The organism is Streptomyces sp. NPDC027189 (assembly GCF_055566975.1).
Genome location: NZ_JBVHRI010000025.1, coordinates 33,357 through 49,634, shown reverse-complemented (window position 1 = coordinate 49,634; position 16,278 = coordinate 33,357). Strand labels below are relative to the sequence as shown.

The following is a 16,278-nucleotide window of genomic DNA, read 5'->3' as shown; positions in this document are numbered from 1 at the left end:
CCGGGCGGGCGGCGGCTTCTCAAGCTCCGAAGCCTCCGCCCGCTCACGACGTTCCCCGACGTCAGCGGGAGAGGAGGTGGATCGTCAGATCGGCCTGCGATTCGCTGACGACCACGTGGATGTAGCCACGGGCCGCCCGGTATTCACCAGTGCCTCCGGTGATCGCGTTGTCGTACTCGAAGGTGCCGCTGGCGGGAAATTCGTCGAGTCCCTGAACTGTGATCTGGCCCTTGGACAGCGAGAGGGTGATTACGCACTGTTCCTCGCCCGAACCGTCCGGTTCGATGCGGAGGAGTGTGCAGACGCGGCCGTCGTGACCGACGTTGACGCCATCGCGGGCGAGGTCGTCGATGCAAACATTCTCGTCACCTGGCTCGTCCTCGCCGTCGTTGTCCTGGTCGATGGAGGTGCATTCTCCTCTGATGGTTGCGACCAGCCTGATGATCTTCTCGCCCGTTCCGGTCTGGGAGTCGGCGGGTGTCGAAGCGGCAGCCGTAGCGATCGAGCCACAGGTGAGGACGGTGGCCAGACCGGCGACCGCGCCCAGCCTCAGGGCCTTGAAGAGGCGCATATGTCTCCTTGAGGTTTTCACATACCTTTAGTGACTATTTGTCACTTATTCGGTATTTACGTGATACGCGCTCCAGGCGGCCACGGCGCGCCGGGTGCCACGAAAAGTCCCGCCCGATCAGAGGCAGCTCACGCCCATGCGGGCATGCCGCTGTCCTGCCGGGGTTGAACGAAGCCACCAGGGTGGACCCGCACCAGAGAGGGCCCGTAAGCGTCGGCAGGGGTAGGTCGGTCACATGGCCGACCTACCCCTTTCTTCGAGCCGCGCGGTTGCCCAGGTCAGTACCCTCCTGCGTAGTCGAGGTAGCCGTAGTAGCGGTTGTCGATCGGAGTGTGGGGGTCGCCGGTGAAGCCATAGCTCGCGGGCCGGGCTGCGGCGTCGGCGCGGAGCTCGGCGATGACCTGGGCGGGGGTCATTCCGGCACAGCGCGTGGTGATGCAGAGGGCGGCGGTGCCGGCCACGTGGGGTGAGGAGAACGAGGTCCCGCCAAACATAATCACGGTGCCCCCGCCGGGGCCGTTGGTGAGGGCGGTGGACCGCAGGCACACGCCCGGGGCGGAGATGGTGTGGGCGGCATCGGGGGAGCCGATGGTGGTGAAGTTGGAGAAGTCCGTGAACGTGTCGTCCTCACTGGGCAGGCGGCACGCGATAGGGGTGCGGCCGCCGGGCTTTCCGTCGCCATCCTGCATGGCGGTAACGGTGAGGACCTCGTTGTAGTTGGCCGGGGCGGTGTTGGCGAAGTCGGTGCTGTCGTTGCCGGCCGCGACCACGACCGTCACCCCGGCGTCGTTGACCCCGCAGACCGCCAGGTGCAGCACATCGCGCTTGCTGCGCCCGCAGTTCCCGTCGTCGGGACCGGTTCCCGCGAGGCTCATGTTCACCACCTTGATGTTGAGGCTCTGGGCGTGCTGGGCCACCCAGTCGAGCCCGCACACAACCCTGGAGTCACTCCCGGCCAGGCGGGCGTTGAGCACCTTGACCGCATACAGCCGTGCGCCGGGCGCGACACCCACCGTATCCGCGTCGTTGTCCTTGGCCCCGACGATGCCAGCGACGTAGGTGCCATGTCCCTCGTCGTCCTGAGGGGACCTGCCACGATTCACACAGTTGACCCCGCCGGCCACGTTCAGATCCGGGTGGTCGAGGTCAATCCCACTGTCAAGGATCGCCACACCGGCATCCACCGACCCGGACCCGTTCCCGGACCGCGTGCTGCTCCTGTCGCCCTCCACGCGGTCCACGCCGATCGAGAGCCTCTGCTCGGTGGCGTGGACCGGCCTGTCAGGTGCCACCATCTCCACCCTGGGGTCCCTCCGCAGTCGCGACACCTGGGACACCGGGACCAGGGCCGAATAGCCGACCAGTGCGTGCCGGTACACGAACCCCGGCACCTCCCCGTAGCGGTTGCGGTGTTCCCGCACGATCGCGTCGACCTGTCCGCGCGCCGAGTCATGAAGCACCACCACATAAGCGCCCATCGCAGCAGCACCCTGCGCGGGCACCGCCGCGGACGGCCCTCCGGACAGAAGCCCAGCCAGCATCGCGGCCACCAGCGCGGAGAGGGCAGCCACTCTCCGCGGCCCTCTCTTGACCCACTCTCGCCACACCATCCAGAACCCCTCACTTCCGCTTGCCGGCTGACGAACTGTTTCGCCGCGAACACCTAAACAGGCGCAACAGCACTTAAACGGTATGAAACGAGCGAAAGGGTCAAACAGGGCTAATGGAGTGTCAAGAATTAAGTCCCCCAACGCCCGGAGCACAGATTGGGAATTCAAGAAGCGCCGTGATCGAGTGCGAGAGCGACCGCTGCTTGGCGGTGGAGTTGTGCACTCCTGATCCGGGAGTCCTCGCGCTTCTCAGGCTGCCTGCGCGAGGTAGTACGGGGTGACCTCACGCCGTTGGGCGGGCCGGGCCTTGCGGCGGGTGAGCCGGCGGGTCATGAGCGTGATGGCAGCCCACGTGATCAGCGACTCGCTCATCTCGGGGAGGCGTTCGTGGTCGCGGCAGTGCCGTCTGGCCCGCATGATCCACGACCATGAGCGTTCGACCACCCAGCGGCGGGGAAGTACGACGAAGCCCTTCGCGTCCGGGGGGCGGCGGACGGTCTTGATGGTGATGTCGAGGTACGTCTTGGCCCAGGTCACCAGCTTCCCTGCGTATGCGGAGTCGGCCCAGACGATGGCGATCTCGGGGTGTATGAGAGCGAGCCGGAACAGCAGCTCCTTCGCGGCGTCGCGGTCGGTCACGTTGGCGGCGGTGACCATCACCAGCAGTACCAGGCCCCTGTTGTCGCAGATCAGGTGCCGCTTCCGGCCGTTGATCTTTTTGGCTTCGTCCCATCCCCGAGTGTCCTTGCCGGCGGTCTCGGAGGCCTTGATGCTCTGCGAGTCGACGATCGCGGAGGCCGCGCGGGGTGTCTTTCCGCTGGCGAGGCGGACCTTGCGGCGGAGCTGGTCGCGGATGATGCCGATGATCCCGGCGGCGGCCCAGCGCCGGGCAAAGCCGTAAATCGTCCGCCATGGAGGGTAGTCGGCGGGCATGGACCTCCACTTGATGCCGTTGTCGACCAGGTAGCGGATGCCGTCGACGATCTCCCGCCGGGGGTGGGCTTCGGGGTGTCCGCCGGTCGGTTTCTGGCAGGCGGGGACGGGCAAAAGCGGCTCGATCAGGGCCCATTCGGCATCGGTCATGTCGGAGGGGTAGCGGGGCTCGCGCATCAGGGGGTGGGACCCGGCCCGTGTGGGGAGCGCTGCGGACGCGTGGACCGGGCCCCGGTCTCCTGATTCTGCGGTGAGCGTTCCGGCCGCGAAGAGTTGTCAGCGCGGTGGCCGGGCAGCCATCGCGAGGTTCGACTCGATCGCCTTCATCTGGTCGCTGAGCTTGATCCTTAACGTCTGGCTTGGTCTCGTTCGTAGAGGGTGCTCGGGCGTTTGACGGTTTTGCCCACGTCGTGACGGGTGGCGGGGTGCCGGTTCTTGGAGCCTGGCGGGCGTCCGGGGCCGGGGCGGCTGGGTTTGGGCACGCGGGCCGGGCAGGCCAGGTGAGGGCGGAGGTGTCGGAACCCGCGCCGGACGCGAGTCGGGGTGAGAGCGACGCCGGGGCGGGTGGCCTTCTCCCACGGCTTGCGCTGGTCGGTGGCGAGCGGGGCGGCAAGGCGGAGTTGGGTGTGCGCGGTGATCACGAGCCAGGTCCAACGGTCCGCCGCCTCCGGTTCACGTAGCCGCGGCCGGGTCCAGCCCAGAGACTGTTTGAACAGGCGAAACGTGTGCTCCAGGTCGAATCTTCGCAGGTAGCAGGACCAGACGAAGTCGACGTCGGCCGGGTTGGCGCCGGTAGTCGAGGACCACAGCCAGACTGGTGGCGCGTCGCGGTCGCCGGGCAGGTGATCGACCTTGAGCCGTATCAACGTGCCCTCGATGATGGGGAGTTCGCCGTCGTGGTCGATCCAGGCGGAGCGCTGCTGTAGTTCCGGGTGGAGCCGGTCCCATGCGCGGGCCTCGGCCTTGCCGTAGCGGGGCGTGTCGTTCACCGTTACCACCGACGGTTCCGCCCAGGTCTGCGGCCTCGCAAGGCTGAACTCCGGGCCGTGCTTGGGCGGCCGGCCGCCCTTGGGCTGGTAGACGCGAGGTGGGGCAGGCAGCCGCAGGGCACGGTCCGAACGCAGGCGCCCCACCAGCTCGACGGGCAGGTCCCGCAGCAGCCAGGCCAGGCGCATCACGTCGTAGCCAGCGTCCATCACCACCAGCATGTTCCGGTCGCCGCCTTGCCATTGACCGGCCGCGATCAGCCTCTCAACCACCTGCCGGAGCTGGCTGGCGGTGACGGCCGCCGCGTCGTCGGTGGGCCCGAGGCGGACCGTGTCCAGCACCGCGGTCCACGAGGTACGGTCCGGCGTCAGCGCGGCGACAAAGGAGTACGGCCAACCGGGGATGATCTGCGCGGCCGCTTTGGAGCGGCCATGGACGTGGCAGAACAGCCGCTCCGGCGAGCATGCGGCGTCCGAGCGTAGCCACGGGGAGACGTCCACGGTGAGCACGATCCGCCCGTCGAAACGCGGTAGTGGCATCGACACCAGGAGATCCCGCAGCCGGCCCACGTCCAGGCGGCCATGGTTCAACGCACCGTACAGCGAGCCGTAGCCGCGCTGGTGCTCGGCGATCAGCGACAGCTCCACCGGCGTCCGTGTCGGGCCGTCCGCGCACAGCAGCGCATCGGTCAGCTCGAAGAACGCATCGGCCCGCGCGGACAGACACCCGTAGAAGGCCGTCCGAAAGCGTGACAGCTCCGCGAACGCGTCCCGCTCGCCGCCCTGCGCCAGCACACTCATCCCCACGGCCTGCCTTGTGAACTCCCGTATCTCGTCGCAGAGTTCAGGATCACGAGGAAGGCCGCCCTCATACCCTGCGATCACTCCAAAGAGTGACCAAATGACCAGGCCCGAGGTTAAGGAACAAGCTAAGAAGCTGTGAAACAACCGCTGATCAAGGGGTGATGGCTCCCGTGTGTGCCTGCCGGGGCCGGGGCTTGAGGCCCTCGTCCGGGGCGAGGGGGACCACGAGGAACTGGCCGTGATGCAGTGGCCGGTCAATGACACACAGCCGCTGCCCGTCGGGTCCGGACAGCTGGACGTTGTGGCCGACGACGAACATGGCGACGGCCCAGTCGACGTGACCGTTGTCCAGACTTCGTCGCCAAGGGGGAATTGGTCGCTGTACTCGGCGTGCTGGCTGTATGCCAACATCCCCGCCCAGGCCGCCAGTTCACGGCCTTGTGCACACGCCTTAGAGCCACCGGGTAACCCGTGACGCCCTCGATGCCCGCCGGGCGCCGAGAGTTTCATGGGCATTCCCGAGACGCCGGACCATCGAGCGCAGGATCGACTGACCTTCGCACCACCCGTGACCAGCGAAACCCACCCGCCCCCCTCCGCTAGCATGATCGAATTCACGACGAGTGCCCTGATCGCCCGCCCTTCACGGAAAACCATGCTATTCGGCACGAAGAGTGACCTATTTAACTAACATCTAACAAATCGGCCAAACAATTGATACCTATAATATTGCGGGTCTTTTCGCGAATAAATAGCAGAATTGCCTTCGCTGCGTGGCGTCAACCGCGGGCGATGCTGTGGGCCACGGCGGGTATGGCGGCCCTCGGATTCCTCATCACGCTGGAGATCGCCGCGCGTCGCCACGGCCTACCGGGGCCGATCACCAACCAGGCGCGAGAGGTGATATTCGCCCCCCATTCGGGGCCGCTGTTGTACGCCGGTATGGCGTTGATGATGGTGGTGCTCACCTGGCGGCAACGGTTCATCGCGGCTGGTGCCGCGATCGGCATCGACGTCGCCTTCTGGCTGGTGCGGTGGGCGGTCGACGCCAGGATGAACTTCGGCAACGGCGCGTTGTGGGTGATTTTGGGTTATGCGGTCATCGCTATCACGCGCCGCACCGGCCGGGAACGTGTCCTGCTGCTGAAGGGCGTCGGGCTGGGCCTGCTGCTCGTGGCCGGCCACAAGACTGGCGATACCTGGCTGCTCATCACGTCGAAGACCCGCCCGGCGGTGCTCGACCAGTACGTGGCAATCACCGATCACGCGCTGGGCAACCCGTCGTGGCTGGTAGGCCGGATTGTCACGGCCACCGGCCCGATCGGCACCCATGTTCTCGGCTACGTCTATGGTCAGCTCCCGCTGGCAGCGGCCATCTTCGCGCTGTACCAGTTGCGTAACGTGGCGGTCGAGCGCCGCTTCCCGGGCCATCATCTGGTGCGCACCTTTCTGGTCATCGGCCTGCTCGGGCCGGGCATCTACATGATCTTCCCGGTGGTCGGACCGATCTTCGCCTACGGCGCCGACGGCGGGCACTGGGCGGTGGCCAACCTGTGGCCGGACACGCCGCCGCCGATCAATACCCCGCACCAGATTCCGTTCGACGAGATCACCCCACGCAACTGCATGCCCAGCCTGCACACAGCGTGGGCTACCACGATCTTCATTCATTCCCGCAAGGGCCCACGGATTCTGCAATTCGCAGGCACGTTCTGGCTGATTGCGACGCTCGGCGCAACGCTGGGCTTCGGCTACCACTACGGCGCGGATCTCGTTGCCGGCGTGGTCTTTGCGCTGACGATCGAGGCAGCGATGCGCTCGCTCGACCGTGGCTGGGACCGGCCAGGAATCCAGCTGGTCACCTACGGCGCGACGGTCTTCGCTGCGCTCTTGGTGTCATATCGCTATCTGCCGATGGAGATGGCCGAACATCCGTCGGTGTTTGGACCACTTCTCATTCTGGCGATGACCTCAGTGGTCCACGGCTACGTGCGGACCACCAAGCTGTGGGATCCAAAGGCCGCGCCAGCGCAGCAACCGGAACCGCAACCCGAACCAGTTTGAGGCATGTTGCACCAGGTTGTGGGCTGAGCGCTTCCCGGGTGACGTGTGCGGGCGAAGACCTTCACCGTGCCGCGGGTGGCACAGTCTGCCGTTCCCTGAAGAGGCTGCAGAGGCGGGGCGGCGCTCCGCGGGCCGAAGCGCGGCAACCCTTGCCGAAACGCGAGGACTTCGGCCCGCCCTGCCTCGAGCGTCCGCCCCACTCTTCGAAGGGCACCAGGCACGTCCGAAAACTCATGCAGGCGTCACCGCTGTCCGCCCACAACCGTTCGAACCCGGCCCACATCGCTCTCATCGGTGCACGAACCCGCCCACCTCACCACTGACAGCCTGATCAGCGGTTGTTTCACAGCTTCTGATGCGGGCCGGCCTGCCACCGTTCAACATCGAGGTCGTGGCGGACGAGAACACCAGGGGTGTCACGCCGGCGCGGGTGCCCGGCCGGAGCACGGCGGTACGGGTGGCCTGGCAGCAAGATCCGGCTGCCGAAGGGCGGATGCCTGCCGAGCGGTGGCAGGAGCAGCAGGCCGCCATGAGCCCAGGCTCTGCGAACGATCCTCAGCATCCAGGAGTTCTGGATCGAGGACGGGCCTCTTGGAGAGGCGCCGATCGTCTTGGGCACGGCCCGCTCACGGACCGCTTCCTGAAGGTGCCGCTCCCGCACTGCCTACTCACCGCACCGGCGGCGCCCCGTACAACCGGTCTGCCGGGAGGCACATCGCGGACGTCCCGCTGGGTCTGCCCCTCACCGTTGGTGAGGGGCAGACCCAGCGCAGCATTTGCACGGCTCCGGGGCGGGGAGGGTTGCGCGGGTCGCGGTCTGTGCCGTGGTGCGCCGGGAGGCCTGGCTCTGGTCAAGCGCCGGAGCCCGCCTGGCGGGACATTGACGTGAGGGGTTGATGAACTCTCCCGCTCTGCGGGACGGCCCCGCTCTCCGTTTTTCCGCAGGTCACATTGGGTGTCTTATGGGGCGGGTGCTGAGTATTGCGAAGGTTCAACTCGGTTCGGGCTGGCGCTATTACTTCCGTGGCGCCATGGTCGGCGACGGCCACCGCCCGGTGGGAAAGTCGCTGCCCGCCGCGCAGGAGGAGGCCGGTGTCCCGCCCGGTCGGTGGACCGGCCGGGGCCTGGCCGCGCTCGGCCTCACGCCCGGCGACCTCGTGACCGAGCGGGAGGCCGAACTGCTGCTGGGGGAAGGCCGGCACCCGGACGCCGACGCCATTGAGGCGCGGCTGATGGCGGCGGGGGAGAGCCCGGAGGCCGCACGGCGGGCGACCGTCCTCGCACGCCCGGTCGGCGACATCGCCTCTCCGCTGCTCGTCGGGGAGTTGGTGCTGCGGCCGCCGCCGTCCGCGCAGGTGCTGTGGGCTCTGGCCGACGACGCCACGCGCAGCGTGCTGGAGGACGGCCAGACCATCGCCCGGGGCAAGACACTGGCCTGGGTGGAGGAGGCGGTGGCGCGGGTGCGGTAGGGGAGTGGCGGCCGTCACCAGGCCCCTGTCCTGGAGGGCCTGATCGTCGCCGTGTTCCGCCACTACGTATCCCGCTCTGGCCAGCCGCTCCTGCACGAGCACGCTCTGCTGTCCGTCAAGTGCCGCCGCCCGGACGGGACCTGGGGGAACTGTAGGGTCCAGAACGAATGACCCTTTCTCAGTTTCCGTGTGCCTTGTCTGGCCCAAGGGACACGGAAGTGAGACCAATGAGACGTTGCCATCTTGAAATGTGCTGGTCAGTGGGGCTGGTGTGAGCCGGGGGTGGGGTGCTCGTGCTGGTCGTCCGACTGATCGTGCTGGGGTGATCGTCTGGCGCGTCGAGTCAGCGGCTCGTCTCCGCGTTCGTCAGGACGAGGAGGGCACGCAGGAGGATGGTGGCGTGCTTCGCGTTCAGGCGGAGCTTGGTGAGTACGCGCCAGTTCTTCAGGTCGGCGAAGCCGTGCTCGTTCGCCGCGCGTTCCCGGCTGACCAGCCGGTTCGCTTGCTTCTCGGCGGCGGTCAGCGGCTTGTTCCGCGACGCCTGCGCTACCGCGCACCTCGGTCGGCCGTGTCGCGGGGAGACGGTCAGCGGGAGGTGAGGGGGGTTTCGGACTCAACGCGGGTGAGCTTTTCGGGGTTGCGGACGTAGTAGAGACCCGTGACGCGGGCGTTCTCCACGCGGAAGGCCAGCACGCCGTCGATCACGCCGTCCACGCGCAGGATGAGTCCGGGGTTGCCGTTGACCGTCGTGGGCTCACTGGTGAAGGTGCCGCCGGCCTTTTCGACACTGCCGGCCATGTAACGGAGCACCTTGTCGGCGCCGACGACCGGCCGCAAGGCCGCCAGCTTGAGGCCGCCGCCGTCGCTGACGAAAACAACATCCGGGGCGAGTACGTCGAGCAGCCCGTGCAGGTCCCCGGTCACGAGCGCGGACTGGAACGAATTCAACGCTGCCCGGGTTTCTTCCGGGGAAACCGATGTGCGCGGCCGGCGGGCGTCGACGTGTTGGCGGGCGCGGTAGGCGATCTGGCGTGTGGCGGCGGGGCTCTTGTCGATTGCGGCCGCGATGTCGTCGTAGCCGATGTCGAAGACTTCGCGCAGCACGAAGACGGCGCGTTCGGTCGGTGAGAGGGTTTCGAGGATGAACATGAGTGCCAGCGACAGGTTCTCGGACAGTTCGACGTCCTCGGCCACGTCCGGCGCGGTGAGCAGGGGCTCGGGCAGCCAGGGGCCGATGTAGGCCTCCTTGCGCCGTTTGAGGGTGCGTAGCCGGTTGAGTGCTTGCCGGGTCGTGATCCGTACCAGGTAGGCGCGCTGGTCCTGCACCTGCTCCAGGTCGACCTTGACCCACCGCAGCCAGGCCTCCTGGAGGACGTCCTCGGCGTCCGCCGCCGATCCGAGCATCTCGTACGCGACGGTGAACAGCAGGTCGCGGTGGGCGACGAAGGCCTCGGTCGCGGGGTCGGTGACGTGGTCGTTCATGTCGTGCGCTTCACTCTCTCGTGGTTGGCCCCATGTGCCGGAAGCAGGCCGCAAAGAACATGTACCCGGTCCGATGACGGGGTTGTCGGCAGCAGTCTCCCCACTGATCAGGCCACGTGGGGTGGGGGGCTGTTGGGATAGCGCCCCGGCGCCCGGCCATGGCATACGAGACCGCGGCGTTGGGTGCTTGTCACTGCGGCTCGGTCCTTCTCGGGCCGGACCGGTCGGTCCGGCCCAAGAAGGGGACTTGGCGGCTAGGCCGCGCGTCGGGTGCCGGGCGGCGTCGTGGGGTGTTCCGGCTGAGGCGCTTCCAGGCGGTCGGTGCTGTCGCCGTGGGATCCGCGGGAACTGGCCTTGCGTGCCCCGGACACCAACTTATTGAGGGTGAACCGGCAGGCGATCTCCTTGACGCCAGCACCGGTCCGCCCGCTGATGCGGAGCGCGTTCACCTTGTCGTTCGGGTAGGAGAACTGGGTGACGCCTTCGTTTCGGCCGAGGCTGAGGCACTGCCCGGCGAAGAACATCCGGACGGGAGCGGGTGTTTTCCCCGCGATCCGGCGCAGGATCGTGTCGGCGGCTGCCGGGCCCAGCTGCGTGGCGGCCTGGCAGCTCATCCGGAAGGGGTGGTCCGGCATCACTCCCGCGTCCCCGGCGGCGACGATGCGCTCGTCGTCCACGCTGGTCAGCGTCGTGTCGGTGAGCAGCCGGCCGTCGGCGTCGGTGCGCAGCCCGCTGCGGGCGGCCAGGTCCGGGACGCGGAATCCCGCGGTCCAGATGGTCACCGCGCTGGGCAGCGAGCGGCCGTCGTCGAGCTGTACGGCGTCCTGCGTCACTCCCGTCACCCGCGCGCGGGGGCCTTCGAGGACGGTCACACCCAGCTTGGCGAGCCGGCGGGCGACCGGGCGGCGGACTCGGGCGTGCAGGGAGGGGCCGAGCACACGGCCGCAGACCAGGGTGACCTTGCGGCCCGCCTCCGCCAGCTCGGCGGCGGTCTCCAGGCCGGTCGGGCCGGACCCGACCACGGTCACCGAAGCCGACGCGGACGTCGTATCCAGCGCCGACCGCAGTCGTTCCGCCCCCTCGAAGTCCGACACCCAATGAGCGAACTCCGCCGCTCCGGGCACGCCGGGATCGGCGGCGCCGCTGCCCACCGCGTAGACGAGGTAGTCGTAGGAGAGCGTGCCACCGCCCGCCAGCGACACCCGGCGCCCGGCAGCGTCGATCCGGGTCGCGGTGTCGACCACCAGCCGGACATTCCCGCCCAGAACCTCACCGAAGCCCTCGACCGCGTCGTCGGAGCCGGTCACGAGCTGGTGCAGGCGGATCCGCGAGACGAACTCGGGACGCGGATTGACCAGGGTCACCGACACGCCATCGCGCCGAGCCAGGCTGTTGGCCGCCGTCACGCCCCCGTACCCTCCGCCGACGACGACTACCTCGACGTTCCCGTTCATCATGTCTCCTCGTGTTGTGGACTCGGCATGGAGACACCAGCTGCCCGTCCGGCGTAACAACCCGCGGATGAGACGTAGCACACATCAAACGCCGCGAAACGCCGCCCCTCCCTCCGCGAATGGGGTAACGCGGCCCTGACGAGGTCGGGCAGGGGCGGGGAGTCTCGCGGTAGCGGGCGAGTGGGGCCCAGCTCGCTGTATTCGGCCTGACACGGCTCAGCGGTGGCCGCGCGGGCGACATTCATGGAGCCGAGGGGCACGACGTGGTGCCGGCCCCGTTCCTTCAACCTGAGCCGGAAGGCGGCGTTGTGGCCGTGACCGGCATCGGCCACGGTCACCTGCCCGGCAGTCTCTCCTGCGGGGTCGTGTCAGGCCACTCAAAGAGGAACAGACTGCGTTCCACCGAGTGCCCTGTTCTCGTATCGCTACGGCGAACGGACATGTAGCGCTGTGTGACTGCCGTGGTCGTCGTTTCCCCTTGCTGGGCGTTTCGTTGAACTGAAGGAGTGATCTCGGGCGGGGCGGAGGGGTGCGGGTGCGGCAGGACTGGGAGCCGGAGCACCTGATCGAGGTCTGGACGCTGTTCGAAGACGACATGAAGCGGGTGCGGAACAAGTCCGGGGCGACCCGAACAAGGAGCACGCCGAGACCTCGATGCTCGCGCTCCACCTTCTCCAGTCCAGCCTGGTCCACATCAACACCCTGCTGCTTCAGCGCGTTCTTGCTGAACCGGCCTGGGCCAAGAAGCTCTCGGATGAGGACCGGCGCGGGCTGACCGCGCATTTCTGGTCGAACATCAACCCGTGCGGCACGTTCCGGCTGGAGATGGACAAGCGGCTCGACTTCGCCCTGTCCACGGTGCCCCATCCCCGTACGCTGGCCAGCACCGCTAGCCGACCAGCATCGGGGGCCCGTCAAGCCCGCTGAACAGTACGGCCTTCGGGGAGTATGAGAACGCTCCGGCTGGCTGGACTCCTCCCCCATCACTGGCACCTACTGCCTCACGGTCTGTCTGGGTAACGGTGCCGGGGGAGTCGACTTCAACTGCCCCGTCCGCAGTCCTCCTACCACGACGAGGCTTGACACGCTCCACCTGCTCGCCGCCAGTTACACGGCCGTGGCCATCACTGGCGTCGCCGGGGCCGCTGTCACGGGATGGCTGGTCGGCCGCATCGGCGTCGCAGCAATGATGTCGGCGGTCGAGTGGGAGCGGGGCGGAGGGTGCAGTTTGGTGTCACATTTCGTTTCCGTGGAGTCCGTCAAGCGCCGTCAGGGGGCAATCGGCTGTGCACCCAAGCAGGCGTCCAAGAACCCGACCCCCGCGTCGGTCAGCCGGTAACACTCCAACCCCCGGCATCAGTTCACGCGGGGACCCGGGTCCTGACCTCGACAGGAAACGGAAGATGTTCTCGCCGTCGACCGTACCGACGTACGTCGTGCCCGCAGGAGCTATCTCCACGTACCCATCCTTGATGAGGTACGTCATCATCAGCCGTAGAGTGCCGGGCACCTGCACCGCTCCGCCTCGGGGATTTTGGTCCGGCAGCGACTGCCGCTGAATCGCGAAGACTTCCAGGACTCTCCGTTCAAGATCGCTGTACCGGCTCAGCAGGACAGCAAGGTTCGCTTTGTGCTGACGTAGGGACTTCCGACCGATCTGACCTCTTCTGTCACCCTTACGCCCATGACAGTTGGCGCACAGCACAATCATGTTTTCGAACTCGTGCTTCTGGGTCTTGACCCAGTCGTTGATGTGCTCGATCTGGAGTGGTCCGATCGCTCGGCATGTCGGAATGGCGCAGCGGTGACCAGCCTCAAGCGTCATTCCCAGGGCGCGACGCACCCAGCGGATCAGCTGCCCCGGTGTGAGCACTGTCCGGCCACGGGCCATGCCTTCGACGCCCGTGAGGTCCACATCCGGCAGGTATGGACGGCAGAATCGCCGCCCTGGAGTGCCACGTCGCCACCTCCCCCCGCTTGCGTCGGTGACGCCCGAGCAGTGGGGCGTGGTCGCCCAATGCGACGGAAAACCGTGGCCCCCGGAGCAGGACACCACCTGCCCGGGGGCCACGGGCCGTTCACCGGCACATGGTTGCTACAAGCCGCAGCCGCAGCCGCCGACCGGCTCTGCCACAACCGAGCACCGTCGCGGCGGAAAAGGGACTCACCGCATTCGCTGGAAAACACCGCGAACGGCCGCCGGAAAGCCGACCGGCGGCCGTTCTGCGTCAGTGGGAATCAGCGTCGCAGGGCCAGGTCGTTGCGAGCCAGCTTGACCGCGGCAAGAAACGCAGCGACCACCATGCCGAACAGGTTGATCGTCATCATGGTCTCGTTGATCGCATGCCCGCTCCAGCTGACCGAGGCCCCGTCCTTGACCATGTCACCGGAGGCGCCGATGAAGTAGGGAACCGAGCTCAGCCCCAGTGCCCCGTAGAAGAGCACGTTCTGCGCCAACACCCCCCGCCCCTCGGTCCGCACCGACACCGACGCCGACGCCGGCTGACGCTTCACCAAATACAGCGCGAAGATCTGGAAGAAGACATAGGTGACAAACCACCAGCCCAATTAGTTGGTGTACGGCACCCCGAACACCCCGCCCCCACGTTCCCAGACCCAGATCCGCTTCAGGGTGGAGGCGATCGAGTCGTTGCCGAGGTCGAACATGGTCATCAGTGCCGCAGCCAGTATCGGCAGCGCCACCACCTCGACCCGGCCGGCGACCGACCCGGACGAGCCGCCCAGACGGCTGTCCGCCTCGTCGAGCAAGGTGTTGGCCACCTGCCAGCAGATGTAGCCCAGACCGAAGTAGATCGGTCCGATATAGATGGGCACATGAATCAGCTGCGGATGGACCGTGTAGTGGTAGTGGCCGAACGGGAACCCGGTGGAAATGCTGAGGTCCTCAAAGAAGTTGCTCACCACCAGGGTCTCGATCAGAAAGAACAGCAGCGTCCGCCACCCGTACCTCCGCACCCCGTCGATCAGCGCGAACGGGACCGACAGCAGCAGAATCGGCAGCGTGACGGCTGTCCCGGCCAGCGGTAGGGTGAGGCCCACTACTGCGGCGGCGGCTGCCAGCAGCCAGAGGACGCGGTTCCATGCGTTCATTTTGATTCTCCTGTGATGGTGAGTTCAGCTGCCGCCGCCCCCCGCAGCCGCCGAAGCAGCCAAGTGCCGAGCAGGACGTGCGGAAGCATGGCGCCGAGCAGTACGGCGACCTCGGCCGGACGGTGGTGGCGGACGGTCTCGGCGGCTGCCAGGACCACCGCAACCGCCGCGGCGCACAGTGCCAGGGCGTGGTGGAAGCGCCCCACCTCGGAGTACGGCCAGTCGGTGGGGTCCGCGGGTTCGGGTGCGTCGGGGACGGCACGGCGGTACCCGGTGAACACTCGGGACGCCAAGGCGCAGGTGGACTGGCGGCCGTAGAGCTCCAGCAGCCCCACCACCACGAGCAGTGCCAGGACGTATCCCGCGACAAAGACCGCCTCGCTGCTCATGACACCACCGGCCCGACCGGCGTGCCGACGCCCGCACCCAGGACCGGGTCCGTGCCCGGACCGGGGTCGGCGTCCGGTACGACCTCGGTGAACAGCAGCTCCTCCGCAGACGCGTCCATCGGCCGGGCAGCCGCCGAGTCGCGGTACTTGACGCCCAGCCAGGTCATCCACAGCACCGGCAACTATGCTCACCAGTGAAAACCGGTCGCGCCGGCGCCGGGCGCGTTGAAGGTACGTACCGATATCGGCATCCCGGCTCTCGATGCGCTTCACCAGAGCCTGCCGAGAATCGGTCTGATTCTCAGACGCCGTCATCTCAGCCAATTCATCCTCGCCGGAGCCGTCGCCCCGATGTTTGCCAGCGGTCTCCGAAGCCCTCGACCGTGTCATCGGAACCGGTCAGAAGCTGGTGCAGACGGATCCGCTCGACGAACTCGGGACGCGGATCGACCACGGTCACCGGCACACCATCGCGCCGAGCCAGGCTGCCGGCCCGCCGTCACGCCCCCGTACCCGCCGCCAGCAACCACCGCGCTCGGCGTTCCCGCTCATCATCTCTCCCCATGTCGTGGACTCGGCATCAAGACACCAGCCACCCCTCTGCCGTAACAGCCCGCGGATGAGACGTAGCACACACCGGACACAACGGAACGCCGTCCCTTTCCTCGGGCGGCAGTTGGGCATGAGTGCTCAGACGGTCATCAGAGGCCACCGCCGACAGGCCGCAGGGCGGCCTGCTTGAGGCCACCGCCGTCGCTGGCGGAGCTGAACGAGCTGGATGAAGGCCGACGGCTCGCCCGGCACGCGAGCCTGCTCACGGATGCTCCGACACCGCAGCTCAACTCGCCTTCCGTCTATGGCTGTCGGCCTGCGCCCGGTCTCATGTCACTCGGAAAGGCTTGCCGACGTCGCGTCAGTGTGAGAAGCCGTTGTCGTACCGATCAAGGGACTTGCTGATCGAACGGATGTCTCGATCGGGTGATCGCTGGGGGTCTCGTGCATAGAGGCAGGGCCTCTCGGTAGCTCGGAGGTTGTCGAAGCCACGAGCACCAGGAGGCCCTGTTGCCGCAGTTGTACGCCCTCGCGCCGGCAGAGTCCAACGCGGCCCACCGGACGTGTGACTGTCTGGCTCACGCGTACGGGAATGCGTCCGACCGAGCGGAGCGCGATCGCGGGTATCCGTCGGACATGACTCACGCGGAGTGGGCCGAGGTGCGTGCGTTGTTGCCCGTGCCGGGATGGCTGGAGGGAAGGGGCGGGCAGCCGGAGGGCTACTGCCACCGGCAGATGGTCGACGCGGTCCGCTACCTGGTCGACAACGGCCAATGCCGTTGCTTGAGCTACTGAAGTATCGCGGGTGTAAGGGTGATGAGGTGACCCCTGTGGTGTGGACACTCTGATGGCG

General features: G+C 67.4%; 17 protein-coding genes and 1 pseudogene. 4 read left to right on the top strand and 14 right to left on the bottom strand.

Annotation, left to right across the window (positions count from 1 at the left end):
• Nucleotides 1-61 precede the first annotated feature (61 nt).
• From ACZ4RZ_RS39465 to ACZ4RZ_RS39445, 5 genes are all read right to left on the bottom strand, one after another.
• A complete protein-coding gene (locus ACZ4RZ_RS39465) occupies nucleotides 62-571 on the bottom strand; it encodes an allene oxide cyclase barrel-like domain-containing protein (protein WP_467752088.1) in 510 nt (169 codons plus the stop codon).
• 278 nt (nucleotides 572-849) lie between these two features.
• Nucleotides 850-2,142, bottom strand: coding sequence for a S8 family serine peptidase (locus ACZ4RZ_RS39460; protein ID WP_467752086.1), 1,293 nt, complete (start codon nucleotides 2,140-2,142; stop codon nucleotides 850-852).
• Between the two features lie 288 nt (nucleotides 2,143-2,430).
• Nucleotides 2,431-3,291, bottom strand: a complete 861-nt coding sequence (locus ACZ4RZ_RS39455) for an IS5 family transposase (RefSeq protein ID WP_467752084.1) — start codon at nucleotides 3,289-3,291, stop codon at nucleotides 2,431-2,433.
• A 170-nt stretch (nucleotides 3,292-3,461) separates the two neighbouring features.
• Nucleotides 3,462-4,901, bottom strand: coding sequence for an NF041680 family putative transposase (locus ACZ4RZ_RS39450; RefSeq protein WP_467752220.1), 1,440 nt, complete (start codon nucleotides 4,899-4,901; stop codon nucleotides 3,462-3,464).
• 154 nt (nucleotides 4,902-5,055) lie between these two features.
• Nucleotides 5,056-5,223 (bottom strand): hypothetical protein, encoded by a 168-nt coding sequence (locus ACZ4RZ_RS39445; protein WP_467752082.1) that lies wholly within the window; start codon nucleotides 5,221-5,223, stop codon nucleotides 5,056-5,058.
• A gap of 473 nt (nucleotides 5,224-5,696) precedes the next feature.
• On the opposite strand from ACZ4RZ_RS39445, the gene ACZ4RZ_RS39440 reads away from it, so the two are divergent.
• Together ACZ4RZ_RS39440 and mobF are read left to right on the top strand one after the other, a co-directional pair.
• The gene (locus tag ACZ4RZ_RS39440; protein ID WP_467752080.1) at nucleotides 5,697-6,968 is read left to right on the top strand and encodes a phosphatase PAP2 family protein; all 1,272 of its coding nucleotides are present in this window, start codon (nucleotides 5,697-5,699) and stop codon (nucleotides 6,966-6,968) included.
• Nucleotides 6,969-7,864: 896 nt separating this feature from the next.
• Nucleotides 7,865-8,608 (top strand): annotated as a pseudogene (mobF, locus tag ACZ4RZ_RS39435) (MobF family relaxase).
• 172 nt (nucleotides 8,609-8,780) lie between these two features.
• Here mobF and ACZ4RZ_RS39430 read toward each other — a convergent pair.
• From ACZ4RZ_RS39430 to ACZ4RZ_RS39415, 4 genes are all read right to left on the bottom strand, one after another.
• Nucleotides 8,781-9,026: a transposase family protein gene (locus ACZ4RZ_RS39430; RefSeq protein WP_467752219.1), complete on the bottom strand. Its 246-nt coding sequence runs from the start codon at nucleotides 9,024-9,026 to the stop codon at nucleotides 8,781-8,783.
• Nucleotides 9,023-9,919, bottom strand: coding sequence for an RNA polymerase sigma-70 factor (locus ACZ4RZ_RS39425; RefSeq protein WP_467752078.1), 897 nt, complete (start codon nucleotides 9,917-9,919; stop codon nucleotides 9,023-9,025). The genes ACZ4RZ_RS39430 and ACZ4RZ_RS39425 overlap by 4 nt, the downstream gene beginning before the upstream one ends.
• Before the next feature lie 254 nt (nucleotides 9,920-10,173).
• Complete coding sequence (locus ACZ4RZ_RS39420; protein ID WP_467752217.1) at nucleotides 10,174-11,373, bottom strand: NAD(P)/FAD-dependent oxidoreductase; 1,200 nt, start codon at nucleotides 11,371-11,373, stop codon at nucleotides 10,174-10,176.
• Nucleotides 11,373-11,705 carry a hypothetical protein gene (locus tag ACZ4RZ_RS39415; RefSeq protein ID WP_467752216.1) on the bottom strand — a complete coding sequence of 111 codons (333 nt, stop codon included), beginning with the start codon at nucleotides 11,703-11,705 and terminating at the stop codon, nucleotides 11,373-11,375. The genes ACZ4RZ_RS39420 and ACZ4RZ_RS39415 overlap by 1 nt, the downstream gene beginning before the upstream one ends.
• Nucleotides 11,706-11,919: 214 nt before the next feature.
• On the opposite strand from ACZ4RZ_RS39415, the gene ACZ4RZ_RS39410 reads away from it, so the two are divergent.
• The gene (locus ACZ4RZ_RS39410; RefSeq protein WP_467752214.1) at nucleotides 11,920-12,300 is read left to right on the top strand and encodes a Tn3 family transposase; all 381 of its coding nucleotides are present in this window, start codon (nucleotides 11,920-11,922) and stop codon (nucleotides 12,298-12,300) included.
• A gap of 307 nt (nucleotides 12,301-12,607) precedes the next feature.
• Here ACZ4RZ_RS39410 and ACZ4RZ_RS39405 read toward each other — a convergent pair whose 3' ends face one another.
• From ACZ4RZ_RS39405 to ACZ4RZ_RS39385, 5 genes are all read right to left on the bottom strand, one after another.
• Nucleotides 12,608-13,198, bottom strand: a complete 591-nt coding sequence (locus ACZ4RZ_RS39405) for an HNH endonuclease signature motif containing protein (RefSeq protein ID WP_467752212.1) — start codon at nucleotides 13,196-13,198, stop codon at nucleotides 12,608-12,610.
• Nucleotides 13,199-13,611: 413 nt separating this feature from the next.
• Nucleotides 13,612-13,941: a hypothetical protein gene (locus tag ACZ4RZ_RS39400; protein ID WP_467752076.1), complete on the bottom strand. Its 330-nt coding sequence runs from the start codon at nucleotides 13,939-13,941 to the stop codon at nucleotides 13,612-13,614.
• Nucleotides 13,942-14,484: a carotenoid biosynthesis protein gene (locus ACZ4RZ_RS39395; RefSeq protein WP_467752074.1), complete on the bottom strand. Its 543-nt coding sequence runs from the start codon at nucleotides 14,482-14,484 to the stop codon at nucleotides 13,942-13,944. It lies immediately after the preceding gene.
• Nucleotides 14,481-14,873, bottom strand: a complete 393-nt coding sequence (locus ACZ4RZ_RS39390; protein ID WP_467752073.1) for a hypothetical protein — start codon at nucleotides 14,871-14,873, stop codon at nucleotides 14,481-14,483. Before ACZ4RZ_RS39390 ends, ACZ4RZ_RS39395 begins: the two co-directional genes overlap by 4 nt.
• A complete protein-coding gene (locus ACZ4RZ_RS39385; RefSeq protein WP_467752072.1) occupies nucleotides 14,870-15,049 on the bottom strand; it encodes a hypothetical protein in 180 nt (59 codons plus the stop codon). Before ACZ4RZ_RS39385 ends, ACZ4RZ_RS39390 begins: the two co-directional genes overlap by 4 nt.
• 1,012 nt (nucleotides 15,050-16,061) lie before the next feature.
• Here ACZ4RZ_RS39385 and ACZ4RZ_RS39380 point away from each other — a divergent pair.
• Nucleotides 16,062-16,220 carry a hypothetical protein gene (locus ACZ4RZ_RS39380; RefSeq protein ID WP_467752071.1) on the top strand — a complete coding sequence of 53 codons (159 nt, stop codon included), beginning with the start codon at nucleotides 16,062-16,064 and terminating at the stop codon, nucleotides 16,218-16,220.
• Nucleotides 16,221-16,278: the final 58 nt, after the last annotated feature.

What these genes read in the sequence shown, in the direction of transcription:
- ACZ4RZ_RS39440 (WP_467752080.1), top strand. Translation starts at nt 5,697, where the DNA reads ATGCTGTGGGCCACGGCGGGTATGGCGGCCCTCGGATTCCTCATCACG.
- ACZ4RZ_RS39380 (WP_467752071.1), top strand. Translation starts at nt 16,062, where the DNA reads ATGACTCACGCGGAGTGGGCCGAGGTGCGTGCGTTGTTGCCCGTGCCG.
- ACZ4RZ_RS39425 (WP_467752078.1), bottom strand. Translation starts at nt 9,919, where the DNA reads ATGAACGACCACGTCACCGACCCCGCGACCGAGGCCTTCGTCGCCCAC.
- ACZ4RZ_RS39465 (WP_467752088.1), bottom strand. Translation starts at nt 571, where the DNA reads ATGCGCCTCTTCAAGGCCCTGAGGCTGGGCGCGGTCGCCGGTCTGGCC.
- ACZ4RZ_RS39450 (WP_467752220.1), bottom strand. Translation starts at nt 4,901, where the DNA reads ATGAGTGTGCTGGCGCAGGGCGGCGAGCGGGACGCGTTCGCGGAGCTG.
- ACZ4RZ_RS39420 (WP_467752217.1), bottom strand. Translation starts at nt 11,373, where the DNA reads ATGAACGGGAACGTCGAGGTAGTCGTCGTCGGCGGAGGGTACGGGGGC.
- ACZ4RZ_RS39445 (WP_467752082.1), bottom strand. Translation starts at nt 5,223, where the DNA reads ATGTTCGTCGTCGGCCACAACGTCCAGCTGTCCGGACCCGACGGGCAG.
- ACZ4RZ_RS39390 (WP_467752073.1), bottom strand. Translation starts at nt 14,873, where the DNA reads ATGAGCAGCGAGGCGGTCTTTGTCGCGGGATACGTCCTGGCACTGCTC.
- ACZ4RZ_RS39405 (WP_467752212.1), bottom strand. Translation starts at nt 13,198, where the DNA reads ATGACGCTTGAGGCTGGTCACCGCTGCGCCATTCCGACATGCCGAGCG.
- ACZ4RZ_RS39395 (WP_467752074.1), bottom strand. Translation starts at nt 14,484, where the DNA reads ATGAACGCATGGAACCGCGTCCTCTGGCTGCTGGCAGCCGCCGCCGCA.
- ACZ4RZ_RS39455 (WP_467752084.1), bottom strand. Translation starts at nt 3,291, where the DNA reads ATGCGCGAGCCCCGCTACCCCTCCGACATGACCGATGCCGAATGGGCC.